Origin of the sequence: Pengzhenrongella phosphoraccumulans (genome assembly GCF_045689905.1) — a bacterium.
Lineage (GTDB): Bacteria > Actinomycetota > Actinomycetes > Actinomycetales > Cellulomonadaceae > Pengzhenrongella > Pengzhenrongella phosphoraccumulans.
The window spans coordinates 761,100-775,735 of record NZ_CP144210.1 but is presented as its reverse complement, the minus strand read 5'-3'; the positions used below and the strand labels follow the sequence as shown (position 1 = coordinate 775,735).

Annotated in this window: 14 protein-coding genes and 1 tRNA gene; 11 read left to right on the top strand and 4 right to left on the bottom strand. The window is 72.6% G+C overall.

Annotated features, from left to right (window positions below; genetic code table 11):
• Nucleotides 1-38 precede the first annotated feature (38 nt).
• The 3 genes from VTA80_RS03755 to nadD all read left to right on the top strand — a co-directional run bounded on the left by VTA80_RS03755 (nt 39) and on the right by nadD (nt 2,281).
• Complete coding sequence (locus VTA80_RS03755; RefSeq protein WP_407344077.1) at nt 39-1,370, top strand: glutamate-5-semialdehyde dehydrogenase; 1,332 nt, start codon at nt 39-41, stop codon at nt 1,368-1,370.
• A 120-nt stretch (nt 1,371-1,490) separates the two neighbouring features.
• Nucleotides 1,491-1,643, top strand: coding sequence for a hypothetical protein (locus VTA80_RS03750; protein ID WP_407344076.1), 153 nt, complete (start codon nt 1,491-1,493; stop codon nt 1,641-1,643).
• A gap of 20 nt (nt 1,644-1,663) precedes the next feature.
• A complete protein-coding gene (gene nadD / locus VTA80_RS03745) occupies nt 1,664-2,281 on the top strand; it encodes a nicotinate-nucleotide adenylyltransferase (RefSeq protein ID WP_407344075.1) in 618 nt (205 codons plus the stop codon).
• A 172-nt stretch (nt 2,282-2,453) separates the two neighbouring features.
• Here the strand turns inward: nadD and VTA80_RS03740 are convergent, their stop codons facing one another.
• Nucleotides 2,454-3,242 (bottom strand): hypothetical protein, encoded by a 789-nt coding sequence (locus VTA80_RS03740; RefSeq protein ID WP_407344074.1) that lies wholly within the window; start codon nt 3,240-3,242, stop codon nt 2,454-2,456.
• 468 nt (nt 3,243-3,710) lie between these two features.
• Here VTA80_RS03740 and rsfS point away from each other — a divergent pair, with 468 nt between their 5' ends.
• From rsfS to VTA80_RS03725, 3 genes are all read left to right on the top strand, one after another.
• A complete protein-coding gene (rsfS, locus tag VTA80_RS03735) occupies nt 3,711-4,106 on the top strand; it encodes a ribosome silencing factor (RefSeq protein ID WP_407344073.1) in 396 nt (131 codons plus the stop codon).
• On the top strand, nt 4,103-4,765 hold the full coding sequence (locus VTA80_RS03730; RefSeq protein ID WP_407344072.1) for a histidine phosphatase family protein: 663 nt from the start codon (nt 4,103-4,105) through the stop codon (nt 4,763-4,765). Before rsfS ends, VTA80_RS03730 begins: the two co-directional genes overlap by 4 nt.
• A gap of 98 nt (nt 4,766-4,863) precedes the next feature.
• Nucleotides 4,864-4,936: transfer RNA gene (locus VTA80_RS03725), tRNA-Ala, on the top strand.
• 74 nt (nt 4,937-5,010) lie between these two features.
• Here the strand turns inward: VTA80_RS03725 and VTA80_RS03720 are convergent.
• Nucleotides 5,011-6,786, bottom strand: coding sequence for a bifunctional metallophosphatase/5'-nucleotidase (locus VTA80_RS03720; RefSeq protein WP_407344071.1), 1,776 nt, complete (start codon nt 6,784-6,786; stop codon nt 5,011-5,013).
• 162 nt (nt 6,787-6,948) lie between these two features.
• On the opposite strand from VTA80_RS03720, the gene VTA80_RS03715 reads away from it, so the two are divergent.
• Together VTA80_RS03715 and VTA80_RS03710 are read left to right on the top strand one after the other, a co-directional pair.
• Nucleotides 6,949-7,863: a VOC family protein gene (locus tag VTA80_RS03715; RefSeq protein WP_407344070.1), complete on the top strand. Its 915-nt coding sequence runs from the start codon at nt 6,949-6,951 to the stop codon at nt 7,861-7,863.
• A 49-nt stretch (nt 7,864-7,912) separates the two neighbouring features.
• A complete protein-coding gene (locus tag VTA80_RS03710; RefSeq protein WP_407344069.1) occupies nt 7,913-8,491 on the top strand; it encodes a YdeI/OmpD-associated family protein in 579 nt (192 codons plus the stop codon).
• Nucleotides 8,492-8,496: 5 nt separating this feature from the next.
• On the opposite strand, the gene VTA80_RS03705 is transcribed toward VTA80_RS03710, so the two are convergent.
• On the bottom strand, nt 8,497-10,077 hold the full coding sequence (locus VTA80_RS03705; protein WP_407344068.1) for a CHAD domain-containing protein: 1,581 nt from the start codon (nt 10,075-10,077) through the stop codon (nt 8,497-8,499).
• Nucleotides 10,078-10,095: 18 nt separating this feature from the next.
• Complete coding sequence (locus VTA80_RS03700) at nt 10,096-11,178, bottom strand: glutathione S-transferase family protein (protein ID WP_407344067.1); 1,083 nt, start codon at nt 11,176-11,178, stop codon at nt 10,096-10,098.
• Between the two features lie 154 nt (nt 11,179-11,332).
• Here VTA80_RS03700 and VTA80_RS03695 point away from each other — a divergent pair, with 154 nt between their 5' ends.
• Genes VTA80_RS03695 through VTA80_RS03685 form a run of 3 tightly spaced genes read left to right on the top strand, consistent with a single transcriptional unit; the run spans nt 11,333 to nt 14,562 of the window.
• The gene (locus tag VTA80_RS03695; protein ID WP_407344066.1) at nt 11,333-12,106 is read left to right on the top strand and encodes an LLM class F420-dependent oxidoreductase; all 774 of its coding nucleotides are present in this window, start codon (nt 11,333-11,335) and stop codon (nt 12,104-12,106) included.
• Nucleotides 12,107-12,154: 48 nt separating this feature from the next.
• Complete coding sequence (locus tag VTA80_RS03690; protein WP_407344065.1) at nt 12,155-13,831, top strand: metallophosphoesterase; 1,677 nt, start codon at nt 12,155-12,157, stop codon at nt 13,829-13,831.
• A gap of 53 nt (nt 13,832-13,884) precedes the next feature.
• Nucleotides 13,885-14,562, top strand: coding sequence for a metal-dependent transcriptional regulator (locus VTA80_RS03685; protein WP_407344064.1), 678 nt, complete (start codon nt 13,885-13,887; stop codon nt 14,560-14,562).
• The last annotated feature ends 74 nt before the right edge of the window (nt 14,563-14,636 follow it).

Here is a 14,636-nt window from a genome sequence, read left to right as displayed (position 1 = left end):
TCTGTCCGAGGCGTGGACGGTCGGGCTACTCTCGGGTCATGACCACGCTCAGCCCCCGCCCGGCCGGTGCAGCCCCCACCTCGTCGCTCTCCGTCGCGCCGTCCGACGACGTGCGCGACGACGTGCTCGACGTCGCGCGACGGGCCAAGGTCGCCGCGCGGACGTTGGCGACGGCGACCCGCGGCGTCAAGGACGCGGCCCTGCTGGCCCTGGCCGACGCGCTCGTGGCCGCGACCGAGGAGATCATCGCGGCCAATGCGCAGGACGTCGACCGGGGGGCAGCGAACGGGACCTCTCCCGGGCTGCTCGACCGCCTGACCCTGACCCCCGACCGGATCGCCGGGATCGCCGCGGCGCTGCGCGAGCTCGCCGCGCTCCCGGACCCCGTCGGTGAGGTCGTGCGCGGCTCCACGCTGCCGAACGGGCTGCGGCTGCGGCAGGTCCGCGTCCCGATGGGGGTCGTCGGGATGATCTACGAGGCGCGGCCCAACGTCACGGTCGATGCCGCGGGGCTGGCCCTGAAGAGCGGGAACGCCGTGATCCTGCGCGGCGGGTCGGCGGCGGCCCGTTCGAACGAGGTCATCGTCGGGGTGCTGTCCCGAGCGCTGCAGGCCCAGGGGCTGCCGGCTGACGCCGTGCAGTCGATCGATGCGTACGGCCGCGCGGGCGCGGTCGCGCTCATGCACGCGCGTGGGCTGGTCGACCTGCTCGTGCCGCGCGGCGGCGCGGACCTCATCCAGACGGTCGTGCGCGAGTCGACGGTCCCGGTCGTGGAGACCGGCACCGGCAACTGCCACGTCTATGTGGACGCGAGCGCCGAGACGTCCGTGGCGCTGCCGATCCTGCTCAACTCCAAGACCCAGCGCACCGGGGTGTGCAACGCGGCCGAGACCCTGCTGGTGCACGCGGCCGTCGCCGACGTCTTCTTGCCGACCGCCCTCGCCGCCCTCGCGGCAGCGGGCGTCGTCGTGCACGGAGATGCGCGGACCGCAGCGCTCGCGCCGTCGGGCATCGAGGTCATCCCCGCCACGGACGACGACTGGGCCCGCGAGTACCTCGCACTCGAGATCGCCGTCGGGGTGGTCGACGACCTCGACGCCGCGATCGAGCACATCCGGGCCTGGACGTCGGGGCACACCGAGGCGATCGTCACGCGTGACCTCGCGGCGAGCGAGCGGTTCGTCGCGGAGCTCGACTCCGCGGTGATCATGGTGAACGCCTCGACCCGGTTCACCGACGGGGGCCAGTTCGGGCTCGGCGCCGAGATCGGCATCTCGACCCAGAAGATGCACGCCCGGGGCCCGATGGGGCTCGCCGAGCTGACCACCACCAAGTGGATCGTCAACGGGGAAGGGCAGATTCGGCCCTGATCCTGCCCGCTGGCGGCATCCGTTCGGCCCACGCCCCCACCGGCTCGTGGGCGGGCGTGCGACACTGGACGTTCCGCGCGCGGGTCGGCGCTCGGGTGAGCCCACCCTCTGGAGGATGTCGTGCACGCTGCTCTGCAGATCGCCGAGAAGGTTGCCGAGCACACGAACGAGCTCCCCTTCCCGCCGGCCGTCTTCGGCGTCGCAGGCTTCGGTGGGCTGGTTGCGCTCCTGCTGGTGGCCTACGCGTTCCGGAGCGTCGGAACCCGCCACTGATCGAACGGCACACGAACACGATGACGCAGCGGCGACCTCGGATCGGGGTCATGGGCGGGACGTTCGATCCCGTGCATCACGGTCACCTGGTGGCCGCCAGCGAGGCGGCGGCCCGGTTCGACCTGGATGAGGTGATCTTCGTCCCCACGGGGCAGCCCTCGTTCAAGCAGCATCAGGACGTCACGCCGGCGGAGCACCGCTACCTGATGACCGTCATCGCCACCGCGTCCAACCCGAGGTTCACGGTCAGCCGGGTCGACGTGGACCGTGCGGGCACGACCTACACGGTCGACACGCTGCGGGATCTCGCCGCGTCGCGGCCCGGCGCGGACCTGTACTTCATCTCGGGGGCCGATGCCATCGAGCAGATCCTGCGGTGGAAGGAAGCGGCGCGCCTGTTCACGATGGCGCAGTTCGTCGCGGTGACCCGGCCCGGCCATGTGCTCTCGGTCGCCGGGCTGCCCCCCGATCGAGTGAGCGTGCTCGAGGTCCCGGCGCTGGCGATCTCCTCGACCGACATCCGCTCGCGGGTGCGCGCCGGCCAACCGGTCTGGTACCTGGTGCCGGACGGCGTCGTGCAGTACATCGCCAAGCACGGTCTGTATGACATCCAGTCGCTATCGAGGTCAGGACAATGAGTAACGAACCCGGCGAGCGCCGCCGCCGTCGTGAGCTCGAGCGCGAGCGGGAGCTCGCGGCCCAGCACGCAGCCGAGCAGCAGGCAGGTAACGGGTCTTCCCCGACGCCTCCTCCTGCCACACCGCCCGCGGCGGCGCCTGCACCGGTGCTCTCCCGACGTGAGCTGCGCGATCAGGAACGGGCGCGCGCGGCGGCTGCGTTGGCGGCGACGGCGTCGGCGGACGTGTCAGCGCGACCGATGACGCACGCGCAGGCGCCGATCTCGTCGCCGACCGCCCGGCAGGCTCCGGAGCTCGAGCCGTGGACACCGGCACCGCCCGTCGCTGTCACACCCAAGCCCGTCACACCCAAGCCCGTCACACCCAAGCCCGTCACACCCAAGCCCGTCACACCCAAGCCCGTCGCGCCGACGCCTATTGCGCCGACGCCTGTCGCGCCGACCCCGGTCCGGCGCTCGTACTCGAAGGAGGCCGGGCCGACCGACAGCCGCGCGCAGACGGGTACGCCCCCGGAGCAGGCGCCGGCGGCAGAGCCCGCGAGCCGGCAGTCGCGCCGCTCGATGCGACCGCAGGCGGCCCCGACCGAGACCGCTCGTACCCCGGTCGTGCACCCGCCGGCGACGACGGGCACCATCCGCATGGTCGTGCCCGAGGCCACCGGCAACGTCGATCGTCCGGCCCGTCCCGACGGGTTGTCGACGCCCGGCCGCGGGTACCCGCCGGTCGCACCGCGGCGCTCCGCGCTGTCACCGCTGGTCACGTCCGCCGGCCGGGTCCCGGCCCCGTCGCGCCAGGTGCCGTCGGACGCGGCGTCCTCCGCGACGCCGCCCTCCCCGACGCCGCCGTCCGCCACGCCGCCCCCGCTCTCGGGTGGCGACTTCGCCTGGCCTGCCAACGCTGCCTCGGTCAGCCCGGTCGGCTGGGCTCCCGTGCCGGACCGGACGGCGGCGACCGACCACACCGTCGCGCCTGACCGCAGCCCCGTTTTCGACCAGACCGCGGCACCCGACCTGGGCGCAGCGCGCACGCGACCGGTCGGGCCCGCGCAGCCGGACGCGGACGCCGTCGTCGCCGTTCCGCCGACCCGGAGGCCCGCGACCCCCGGGCGCCCCGGGGGTGCCCCCCTCGCCCCCCGCTGGGGTCATGTCCCGTCGGGCTCCTTCGACGCGATCACGCGCCCGCCCGATGACGAGGAGGACCCGCCCGCCCCGGTAAGATTGACGGCTGAGGCGAAGGACGCCGGTCCCGTACGACGCTCTGCGGCGTACACGTGGTTGCAGATGCTGGCGCTGGCTGCGCTGGCATTCGTCCTCGGGTTCATCGTCTGGCTACTCATCAAGGGTTCGAACGAGCCCGGTGCTACCGGCGCCTCGGCGCCGGTGCCCACCACATCATCATCGGGGACCTCATGGCCCCATCTAGGAGACCTGTGACTGCCACCGACCGTGCCGTTGAACTGGCGATTGCCGCGGCCCGCGCTGCATCCGCCCTCAAGGCGGACGAGATCATCGCCCTCGACGTCAGCGAGCACCTTGTGCTGACCGACGTCTTTCTCATTGCCTCCGGGACCAACGAGCGTCAGGTCGGTGGCATCGTCGACGCCATCGAAGAGGCCCTGCACAAGCTCGGCGCCAAGCCGATCCGCCGCGAGGGCAAGTCCGCCGGACGCTGGGTCCTCATCGACTTCGGCGACATCGTCGTCCACGTCCAGCACGCGGAGGACCGCGTCTACTACGCGCTCGAGCGTCTCTGGAAAGACTGCCCGCTCATCGAGCTGCCCGCGGACGCACGAGGCGGGGACGGCGCGGCGGAGATCTCGGCGTGAGTGCGGGGACCGTGCTGCTCTGGCGGCACGGGCGAACCGCACACAACGCGACCAACCGGCTTCAGGGCCAGGTCGACATCCCGCTCGACGACATCGGCGCGCGCCAGGCCAAGGCCGCTGCGGCGGCCCTGGTGGCAACGACGACGCCCGCGGCGATCGTCGTGTCCGACCTGGGCCGCGCGACGGCGACCGCGGAGTTCCTCGTGGAGCTCACCGGCCTGGCGCCGACGGTCGAGCCTCGGGTGCGCGAACGTAGCTTCGGCGTGTGGGAGGGGCTGACCGGCGAGGAGATCTCGGCCGGCTGGGCCACCGAGTACGCGGCCTGGCGCTCTGGGGGCGAACCCCTGAACGTGGGTGCGGAGAGTCGCGCGGACGTCGCCGGCCGGATGGTCGCGGCGATCACGGAGCATGCCGAGAGGCTGAACCCGGATCAGGCGCTTGTCGTCGTCTCGCACGGCGCGGCGATCACGCTCGCGCTGACGGCCCTGCTCGGTCTGGACATCGCCGGCTGGCGGGGGATCGCGGGGCTGACGAACGCCCACTGGGCCGAGCTGCGCCGCAATCCTGACGGCATGGAGCCCACCTGGCGACTGTTCGGCCACGACCTCGGCCCGTCGACCTCGATCGAGGACTGGAACGCGGGGACCGACCTTGCGTAGGCCGCGGCCGGTGGCTGGCGGTCTGTCGAGGGCGGCCGGAGCCGATTGGCGAATCGGGCCGTTTGTAGCCTAGACTCGCCAAGCCCGCAAGGGTGAACGGGGCTGTGGCGCAGCTGGTAGCGCACCTGCATGGCATGCAGGGGGTCAGGGGTTCGAATCCCCTCAGCTCCACTCGGAACGCAGACAAAGGGCGCCTGACCACTGGTCAGGCGCCCTTTGTCATGGGTTGCGCGGTCCCGTCGCGCCTAGGGGATCGCGACGCTGCGGGCGGCCGGCGGCGCGCTCACCGGTGAGTTCGCCCCGAGGTAGGCGACGAGCGCATCCAGGTCGACCAGCCCCCCCGTCCGCGGCGTGCCGTTGCGGAACGCCAGGTACGAGTCACCGCCGTCGGCCAGGAAGTTGCTGGCCGCGACCCGGTACGTCCCCGCCGGGTCCAGCACCGTGCCGTTGAGCGTGATCGACGCCGGGTCGATCTTGTCGCCGAACGGGGCGCTCGCGGACCACGAGTAGCTGAAGCCGTTCGAGATCCCGAGCCGCAGGACGGGGCGGCCGCCGGGGCGTCCGGTGACCCACTGCTGCTCCAGCACCGCCTCGATCTGGGCCCCCGTCATGTCGAACGACTGCAGGATGTTGCTGAACGGCTGCACGTTGAACGCCTCGCGATAGGTGACCACGCCGTCGCCCTCGCCCAGCGCCGAGCTCGTGTACAGCAGGTCGGAGCGCACCCCGCCGGCGTTCATGAACGCGATCTGGGCCGCGCCGTCGGTCGCGCCGTCGGTGGCCGCCAGCTGGGCGTCGGCGATCAGGTTCGACAGCGACGACTCGCTCGCGCGGTCATCGGCGGTGCTCGGCGGCGGCAGGAAGGCGCGGGTGATGTTCTCGCTCACGGTGCCCACCTGGACGTTCCCGTCGACGTTGGCCTTGGCGGTCCACTTCTGGACGATCGCGTCGACCGTCGGGTCCTTGGGCACGTCGCGCGTCACCAGGTGGTTCACCGCGACGACGGACGAACGAACGACGTCCTTCGTCTTCGGGTCGAGGTTGAAGTTCATCTCGGTGATGAGTCGGCCGTACGACAGCGCACTGACGACCTTGCGCGGCTGGCCACTCGGGTCGTTGATCGTGCAGTTGTACGCCGCGTGCGTGTGGCCCGTGATCAGGGCGTCGATCGACGGGTCGAGCCGGGTGGCGATGTCCACGATGGGGCCGGAGATCCCGGTGCACCCGTCGTAGGTGCCCGTCTGCAGGCCGCCCTCGTGCAGCAGGACGACGATCGCCTGCACACCCTCGTGCTTGAGCTTGCGCGCCGCACGGTTGCCGGCGTCGACCTCGTCCTGGAAGTCCCAGCCGACGATGCCGGACGGTGCGACCAGGGAGTCGGTTCCCTCGAGGGTCATGCCGATGAAGCCGATCTTGGCGTCGCCGACCTTCTTGACCCAGGTGCCCGGGAGCACAGTCCGGCCGGTCTTCTGGTTGACGACGTTCGCCGCGAGCCACCTGAAGTCTGCGCCCGGGTACCGGATGTCCTTGCCCTTGGCGTTCTGCTGGAAGCACCCGTCGACCGGGTGGCAGCCGCCCTTCTGCATCCGGAGGAGCTCGGTGACGCCCTCGTCGAACTCGTGGTTGCCCACGCTGGAGACGTCGAGCTTCATCGCGTTGAGGGTCTCGACCGACGGCTCGTCGTGGAAGAACCCGGAGGTGAACGTCGACCCGCCGATCAGGTCGCCGGCCGCGACGGTGAGGCTGTTCTTGTGGCCGGTGCGCAGCTGCGCGAGGTGCGTCGCAAGGTAGGCGGCCCCGTTGGTGACCACCGGTGCGCCGTTGACCGTGACTGTCGAGTCGGCGCCGACGTCGGGCTCGATGTGGCCGTGGTAGTCGTTGAACGACAGCAGCTGGACCGAGACCGGTGGCTTGGGCGTGTGCGAATGGTCGGAGGCAGCGGCCGGGGCCGCCCCGCCGAGCGCGACGGCGGCGAGGGCCGCGACAGCCAGGGTGATGCGTTGACGCACATAGGGGGACATGACGCTCCTCATTGAGCAACCGTTCCAGATGGGGTCAAACCGTGCCGTCATCAAACCACCGGGCCATCGTTTTGCACACTCCTCTGGATCGCGGAACAGGTCGGCCTTGCAAAGTGTTTGAGCATTCAAGTACATTGACCGAACCACCGACGAAAGGCCCCGATGACCCAGGACACCGCACGCTCGACCACCGACCTGATGGCTGCCGACACCGGCCTGGATGCCGTCACCCTCCACGTCGGCGACCTCGACGCCATGACCGCCTACTACCGCGACGTCGTCGCGCTCCAGGTGCTCGATGTGCCCCCGCCGAGCGTGGGCACGCTCGCGGTGCAGGCGGCCGCGACGGTCACCCTGGGTCGCGGCACCACGCCCCTCATCGTGCTGCGGCACACCCCGGACCTGCCCGTCGCGCGTCGCGGCCAGGCGGGCCTGTTCCACACCGCGATCCTGTTCGACGACCAGGCGGGCCTCGCTGCGACCGTGGCGTCGATCGCGACCCGCGCGCCCGGCACGTACACCGGCAGCGCCGACCACCTCGTGTCGAAGGCGTTCTACTTCACCGATCCCGAGGGCAACGGGATCGAGCTCTACTGGGACCGCAACCGGGACGAGTGGGCCTGGTCCGGCGGCCGCGTCGCGATGGACTCGCTGCGCCTGGACCCGAACGCGTTCCTCGATGAGCACCTCACGCAGGCCGCGCTCGAGCGCCCCGGCGCGGCCGACGCCGTCGTCGGGCACGTCCACCTCCAGGTCGGCGATGTGCCGAGCGCCCGGGCGTTCTACGTCGACACCCTCGGGTTCGAGGTGACGGGCGAGTGGAACGGTGCCCTCTTCGTCGCCGCCGGCGGCTACCACCACCACCTCGCGATGAACACCTGGAACAGCGCCGGCGCCGGTCCGCGGGCGTCGTCCCTGGGACTCGGCGAGGTCGCGATCCGCGTGCCCGCCGCTGACGATCTCGGGGCGCTCGCCGGCCGGCTCGCCCACCACGGCGTCGCCATGGCCGACGACGGCGCCACGCTCAGCTTCGAGGACCCGTGGCGCAACCTCATCCGGGTCGCCGTCGAGGACTGAAGCGTTCGGCGGCCTCGCGCACGGGCACGGTTCGGGGGACGATCGGCGCATGGACGATCCCTCGGACCGGGTTCATCCCGAGACCGCCGACGCGTGGCGGTCCTGGCTCGCCGACAACCACACGCGTGACGTCGGCGTGTGGGTGGTGTCCTGGAAGCAGCACACCGGCCGGCCTCGGGTGTCCTACGAGGATGCGGTGACCGAGGCGCTCGCGTTCGGGTGGGTGGACAGCAAGGCGGTGACGCTCGACGACGACCGGAGCATGCTCTGGTACTCGCCGCGACGGCCGAAGAGCGCGTGGTCGCGCCCGAACAAGCAGCGCGTCGAGCGGTTGCTCGCCGAGGGGCGCATGACCCCGGCCGGGCAGCGGATGGTCGACCTCGCGCGCGCGAGTGGGACCTGGTCGCTGCTGGACGACGTCGAGGACCTGATCGTCCCGGACGACCTGGCGGCGGCCTTCGCGGCGCGGCCCGGCGCCGCGGCCCATTGGGACGCGTTCCCTCGATCGGTGCGCCGCGGCATCCTCGAGTGGATCGTCCAGGCGAAGCGGCCCGAGACCCGCGCCAACCGGGTGCGCGAGACCGCCGAGCGCGCCGCGAAGGGTGAGCGCGCCAACCAGTGGCGGTAGGCGGGCTACCTCAGCCAGCGTCGGCGGCGCCGCGAGGACATGGGGTGCCACACCCGCGGCAGGTCGGCCTCGAGCCGTTCGGCCCGCGCCTGCACCAGTGCATGGAGCCGCCCGTAGGTGAAGGTGTCCTCGCCCGCGAGGCGCGCCTCGTCGGCCACCCGTAGCAGGACGGCGCGAAGCTCGACGCAGTCGTGGTGGTCACCCAGGAGCGTCTGCAGGTCCTTGGCCGCCAGGGCGTAGGACCTGGCGGGTCGGCCGAGCGCCGGCGTCGACGCCTCGGCCGCGTACCGCACGCGCTTGGCTGCCTTGCGGGTCTCGTGCAGGTGCTCGTCGCGGTGCGCCCCGGGCGGAGCCTTGCGGGCGGACCGGTACGCGCGCTCGAGGCGGCGCCAGTCGTGCCTGACCCGGGCGGGCAGGACGTCCGTCGGGCGACCGGCCGCGAGGGTGGTGAGCGCGGGGGCGTCGGCGAGGTCGTCGAGGGCATCGAGGAGCCGGAAGTACCGCGGGGAGTCGAGCTCGACGAGGGCCTGGTCGTGGGCCATGCGGTAGGCGCGCGCCCGGTCGTCGTCCAACCGCTGGGCCACCGGGCCGATGACGGCCTCGGCGGGCTCGGCCGCGACGAGCTCCGCGAGCAGCCCGCGGGCGACCTCGGCGTCGCGGGCCGCGCCGAGCAGCTCGCCCAGCCAGCGCAGCTCCGCGCGTAGGTCCTCCCGCCCGCCGCCTGCGAGCAGGGGGCGGAAGGTGGCGAGCGCGCTGCGCAGCTGGCGGGTGCACACCCGCATCTGGTGCACGGCGTCCGGCTCGTCGCGCCGCACGCGGGGGTCCACCGCGATCAGCCGGTCGCGCTGCGCACGCAGGTGGTCCCGCAGGGCTGCACCCGCCGACCCGGCAGCGGGTGGCTCGCGATCGTCGGTGCGGGCAGCGTGCTGCAGGCGGTCCCCGAGCGCGCGGGCCAGCTTCGACGGGTGGGCCGGGGCGGCGCCGTCGGCCCGGCGCAGGAGCCGCACCGCGGCGGCCAGGAGGTCGCGGTCGCCGTCGACCAGCTCGAACTCCCACTCCCGCCAGGTCGCCGTGACGGCGCCGGCGGTGAGGTCGTTCAAGGTAAGGGCGCCGGCGGCGGGCTCACGGGCGGTGACCTCGTCGTCGGCCAGCTCGGCGAGCACCCGACCCGCGCGGTCGCGCAGGCGGCGCACGGTGCGGCGGGTGTGCAGCACCACGACCGGCTCGAGCGCCCCGTCGCGCACCCGCGCCCGGACGGCGGCCGCGAGCTCGCCGGGGACGTCGTCGCGCACCGCCCCGGCGTCGGACCCGTCGCCCGCGGCCTCGATCGGGGCGCGGAGCTCGATCCGCTCGTCGGCGGAGACGGGGAGCTTGAGGTGCCAGCCGGCGTCCGCGCCGCCGGTGCGTCGGCGCAGGGTCGTCTGGGCACCGGCCAGCCGCAGCTCCGGGGTGTCCAGGTAGACGGCCTCGAGCGTGTGCTCGTGGGCCGGGTCGATCGAGGCGACGCCCGGGAGCCCCGTCAGATCGGGAAGGACCGCATCGGGGCTGACCTCGAGCTTGGCCTCGATCTCCCGGAACATCTTCATGGTCGAGGATCCCACCGGTCAGCGGTCGTCGCTGGGGAATCCGCCGCCGAGCCCCGCCGCGAACCTGGCGGGCCCGTGCTCGGGCGGGACGACCTCGGTCGGACGCGGCGGCCCGGGCGGCGTGCCGTCGCCGAACGGCCGACCGCCGAGCCGCTCGCGGCCGTGCGGCGTCAACCAGCCCGCCAGGTCCGGCCCGCGCGGCACGATCTGCGTCGGGTTCAGGTCCGTCTGGACCACGTAGTAGTGCGCCTTGATGTGCTCGAAGTCGACCGTGTCCCCGAACCCCGGGGTCTGGAACAGGTCGCGCGCGTAGGCCCACAGCACCGGCATCTCGGTGAGCTTGGAGCGGTTGCACTTGAAGTGCCCGTGATAGACCGCGTCGAAGCGCACCAGCGTGGTGAACAGGCGCACGTCGGCCTCGGTGAGGGTGTCGCCGACGAGGAACCGCTGGTCGCGGAGCCGGTCCGTCAGCCAGTCCAGCCGAGCGAACAGCCGCTCGTAGGCCCGGTCGTACGCGTCCTGCGACCCGGCGAAGCCGCACCGGTACACCCCGTTGTTCACGTCCCGGAACACGGCCAGGGCCACCTCGTCGATCTCGCCCCGCAGGTGCTCGGGGTACAGGTCGGGTGCGCCGGCGCGGTGGTGGGCCCGCCACTCGACGTCGAGGTCCAGCGTCAGCTGCGCGTAGTCGTTCGTCACGACCTGACCGGTGGACACCTCGACCAGGGCCGGGACCGTGATCCCGCGCGGGTACCCGGGGCTGCGGGCGAAGTAGGCGTCCTGCAGCCGCGGGATCCCGAGCACCGGGTCGACGCCGCCCGGGTCGAGGTCGAAGGTCCAGCTCCGCCGGTCGTGGGTCGGGCCGCACACCCCCATCGACAGCGCGTCCTCGAGCCCGAGCAGTCGGCGCACGATGATGGCGCGGTGGGCCCACGGGCAGGCGCGGGAGACCACCAGCCGGTACCGACCCGGCTCGACGGGGTACCCGTCCGCACCGTCCGCCGTCACGCGGGTCGTGAGGTAGTTCGCGTCCCGCCGGAACGACTCGCCGGGCGTGACGTACGCCCCGGTGGTCTCGTGCCCCTCGGTGCCTGTGCTCATGCGGTGCTCGCTTCCTGACCTGCCCCCGGGACCTGTCCCGGCATCTGTCCCGGTCGCAACCGGACGGGGAGCCAGCCTAGGCGGGGCGAAACTCGTCCGCTCGGCTCTCACAAGGTGGTCGCGGAGTTCCGCTGGTGCGTGCCACAGTCATGCCATGAACCTCCCCATCCGCATCGGAGTCCAGCTTCAGCCGCAGCACGCCGACTACGCCCAGCTCCGCGACGCGCTCGCGCGCGCCGAGGACGCGGGGGTCGACGTCGTCTTCACGTGGGATCACTTCTTCCCTCTGAGCGGCGACCCGGACGGCAAGCACTTCGAGTGCTGGACGGTGCTCGGGGCCTGGGCCGAGCAGACCTCCCGGGTCGAGATCGGGGCGCTGGTGACGTGCAACAGCTACCGCAACCCGGACCTGCTCGCGGACATGGCACGCACGGTCGACCACATCTCCGGCGGGCGCCTAATCCTGGGGATCGGGGCAGGCTGGTTCGAAAAGGATTACGACACCTACGGCTACGAGTTCGGGACGCCCGGTACGCGGATCGCCGACCTCGGGCAGGCGCTGCCGCGGATCGCCGCACGGCTGGCAGCCGTCAACCCGCCGCCCCTGCGCACGATCCCGGTCCTCATCGGGGGTGGCGGCGAGCGTAAGACGCTGCGGCTCGTCGCCCAGCACGCCGACATCTGGCACAGCTTCGGCAGTGTCGACACCCTGACCCGCAAGAGCGCCATCCTCGACGAGCACTGCGCCGTCGTCGGGCGGGACCCCGGCCAGATCGAGCGATCGGTCGCCGTCGCGAAGTCGCCGGCCGAGGTCGCCGAGCCGCTCGTGGCGGCCGGCGCGACGCTGTTCACCATCGGGATCGACGGTCCCGACTTCGACCTCTCGCTCGTGCGCGAGTGGATCGCCTGGCGCGACGCACGGGGCTGAACGGGTCGGGGTTTGGAGGCCCGCCGCAGATGAGAGACGCTTGAGGGGATGATTGCGACCCCGAGACCGACCGTTTCCGCTTGGCTGACGCACCTGCGTGACGTGCGCTGGGGACGGCTGGCCCTCATGGGGCTGATCGCGTTCGTGGTCGCGGCCGTCTTCGGGATCACGACGGCGTCCGCCCAGCTCACCCTCGGCCCGCACGAGGCGCGCTACGACGTGACGACGGACGACCTCGTCACGCTCGACCTCGGGCCGCTCGGCACGCTCCAGATCGACTCGCCGCTCCCGCTCACCCTCGGCGTGCGGGTGACGCTGGAGGAGATCCCGGCCGACGTCCGCTCAGTCGATGCGGTCAAGACGCTGGCCGCGCTGAGCACCGACCTGCAGAGCTACGTCCAGTTCTTCAACGCGCCCCGCGAGACGGCAGTCAACGCCGCCCAGGCGCTCGCGTTCGATGCGCTGCGGCGCACGGTCCTCGCGCTCGGGGCGCTCCTCGCTCTCGGCCTGGTCGGTCGGGCGGTGATCGGGGGGCCGCGGCGTGCCGAGCTCGCGGCCGAGCTCGCGCCGCGTCGTCGGACCCTGATCGGCACGGGACTGCTCGCGCTCGCGGTCGTGGTCACGTCGGTGAGCAGCCTCAGCCCGAACGAGCGCCGCCCGACCGGGCAGCCGGCATCGAGCGTCTTCGACGGGACAGCGCTCGAGGGGGCGCGGATCACCGGCCGGCTGGCCGGGGTCGTCGACACCTACGGCGGGCAGGTCGTCGAGGCGTACCGTGCGAACCAGGAGTTCTACGCGGGCGCGAACAAGACGCTCGTCGCCGCCTGGAAGCTGCGTGCCGCCGGCACCGCCGCGCGCGCCAAGGCGCAGGAGCGGTTCCTGCAGTACCCGAACGACGCCTCGACCCCGCTCGTGCTGCCCGCCGACCCGGTCAAGCCGGTCGTGATGCTGCTGATCAGCGACCTGCACTGCAACGTCGGGATGGCGAGCCTGATCCGGTCCGTCGCGAAGCTGTCCCAGGCGGATCTCGTGCTCGACGGCGGCGACACCACCATCGACGGCACGGCGGTCGAGCAGTACTGCGTGACCACGTTCGCCGACGCGATCCCGGACGGCGTCCCGATCGTCGTCGCGAACGGCAACCACGACTCGGCCGAGACCGCTGCTCAGGAGCGCAAGGCCGGCATGACCGTGCTGACCGGCGAGGTGGTCACCGCCGCGGGCATCAAGATCCTCGGCGACCGCGACCCGAACGAGACGCGGATCGGTGTCGGGACGGCCCTCGGCGGCGAGGAGACCTCGACCGAGGAGGCCGAGCGGCTTGCCCAGGCCTCGTGCGACACCACCGACGTCGACCTGCTGCTCATCCACGACCCGAAGGTGGGCGACGCCGCCCTCGAGCGAGGGTGCGTTCCGGTGCAGTTCTCCGGGCACCGCCACGTGCGGGCGGGGCCGGCGCCGTTCGGCCTGGGCGTGCGCTACGTCAACGCGAGCACGGCCGGGGCAGCGCCCGGCGAGCCCACCGTGGGTCCGCTGCACGGCACCGCCGAGATGACGATCTTCCGGTTCGACCCCGAGGCTCGTCGGGTCATCGACTACCAGCTCATCGAGGTGCGGCCGGACGGGTCGGCGTCGGTCGGGTACCGGGTCTCGTTCCCGGCAGCGGTGACGCCGCCCGCGGTCGACGACAACGGCAGTCTCGGCGACACCAGCACCGCGCGCTGATCTCCCGCCGCCCCCGGGTCGGCGCCGGGCAGGGCAGGCTCGCCTAGGCTGCTGTGGTGCCCCCCGCCGAGCCCGCCGACCTCACCCCGGTCGCGCAGGACTATCTCAAGATCATCTGGAGCGCGCGCGAGTGGTCGAGCGCCCCGGTGACCACGAAGATGCTCGCCGCGCGGCTCGGGGTCGGCGCCCCCACCGTGTCCGAGACGGTGCGGCGGCTGACCGTGCAGGGACTGGTCGCGCACGCCCCGTACGGCGAGATCACGCTGACCGAGGTCGGCCGCGGGCACGCGGTCGCGATGGTGCGTCGGCACCGGCTGCTCGAGACGTACCTGGTCCAGGAGCTGGGCTACAGCTGGGACGAGGTGCACGACGAGGCCGAGGTGCTCGAGCATGCGGTCTCGGAGCTGATGATCGAACGGATCGACGCCCGGCTCGGGCACCCCGCACGGGACCCGCACGGCGACCCGATCCCGACCCGCGACGGACGCGTCCCCGCGCCGCCCGCCCGGCGGCTGTGGGACCTGGAACCGGGGGAGTGGGTCGTGGCCCGGATCTCCGACACCGATCCGGAGCTGCTGCGATTCTGTGCGGCGGCGGGGCTGGGGCTCGACGCCCGGCTGACCGTGCTCGAGCGGCACCCGGCGGCCACGATGATCGGGCTGCGCATCGGCGAGCGCCATGTCGACCTCGCCGAGGCGGCGGCGTCCGCGCTCTGGGCCGTCCCGGCGTGACCCGACCGGCGTGACCTTGCCAGCGTCACCTGACCGGTTGCGTCCGGCTCGCTTCCTCCCCGTATGATTCGGGA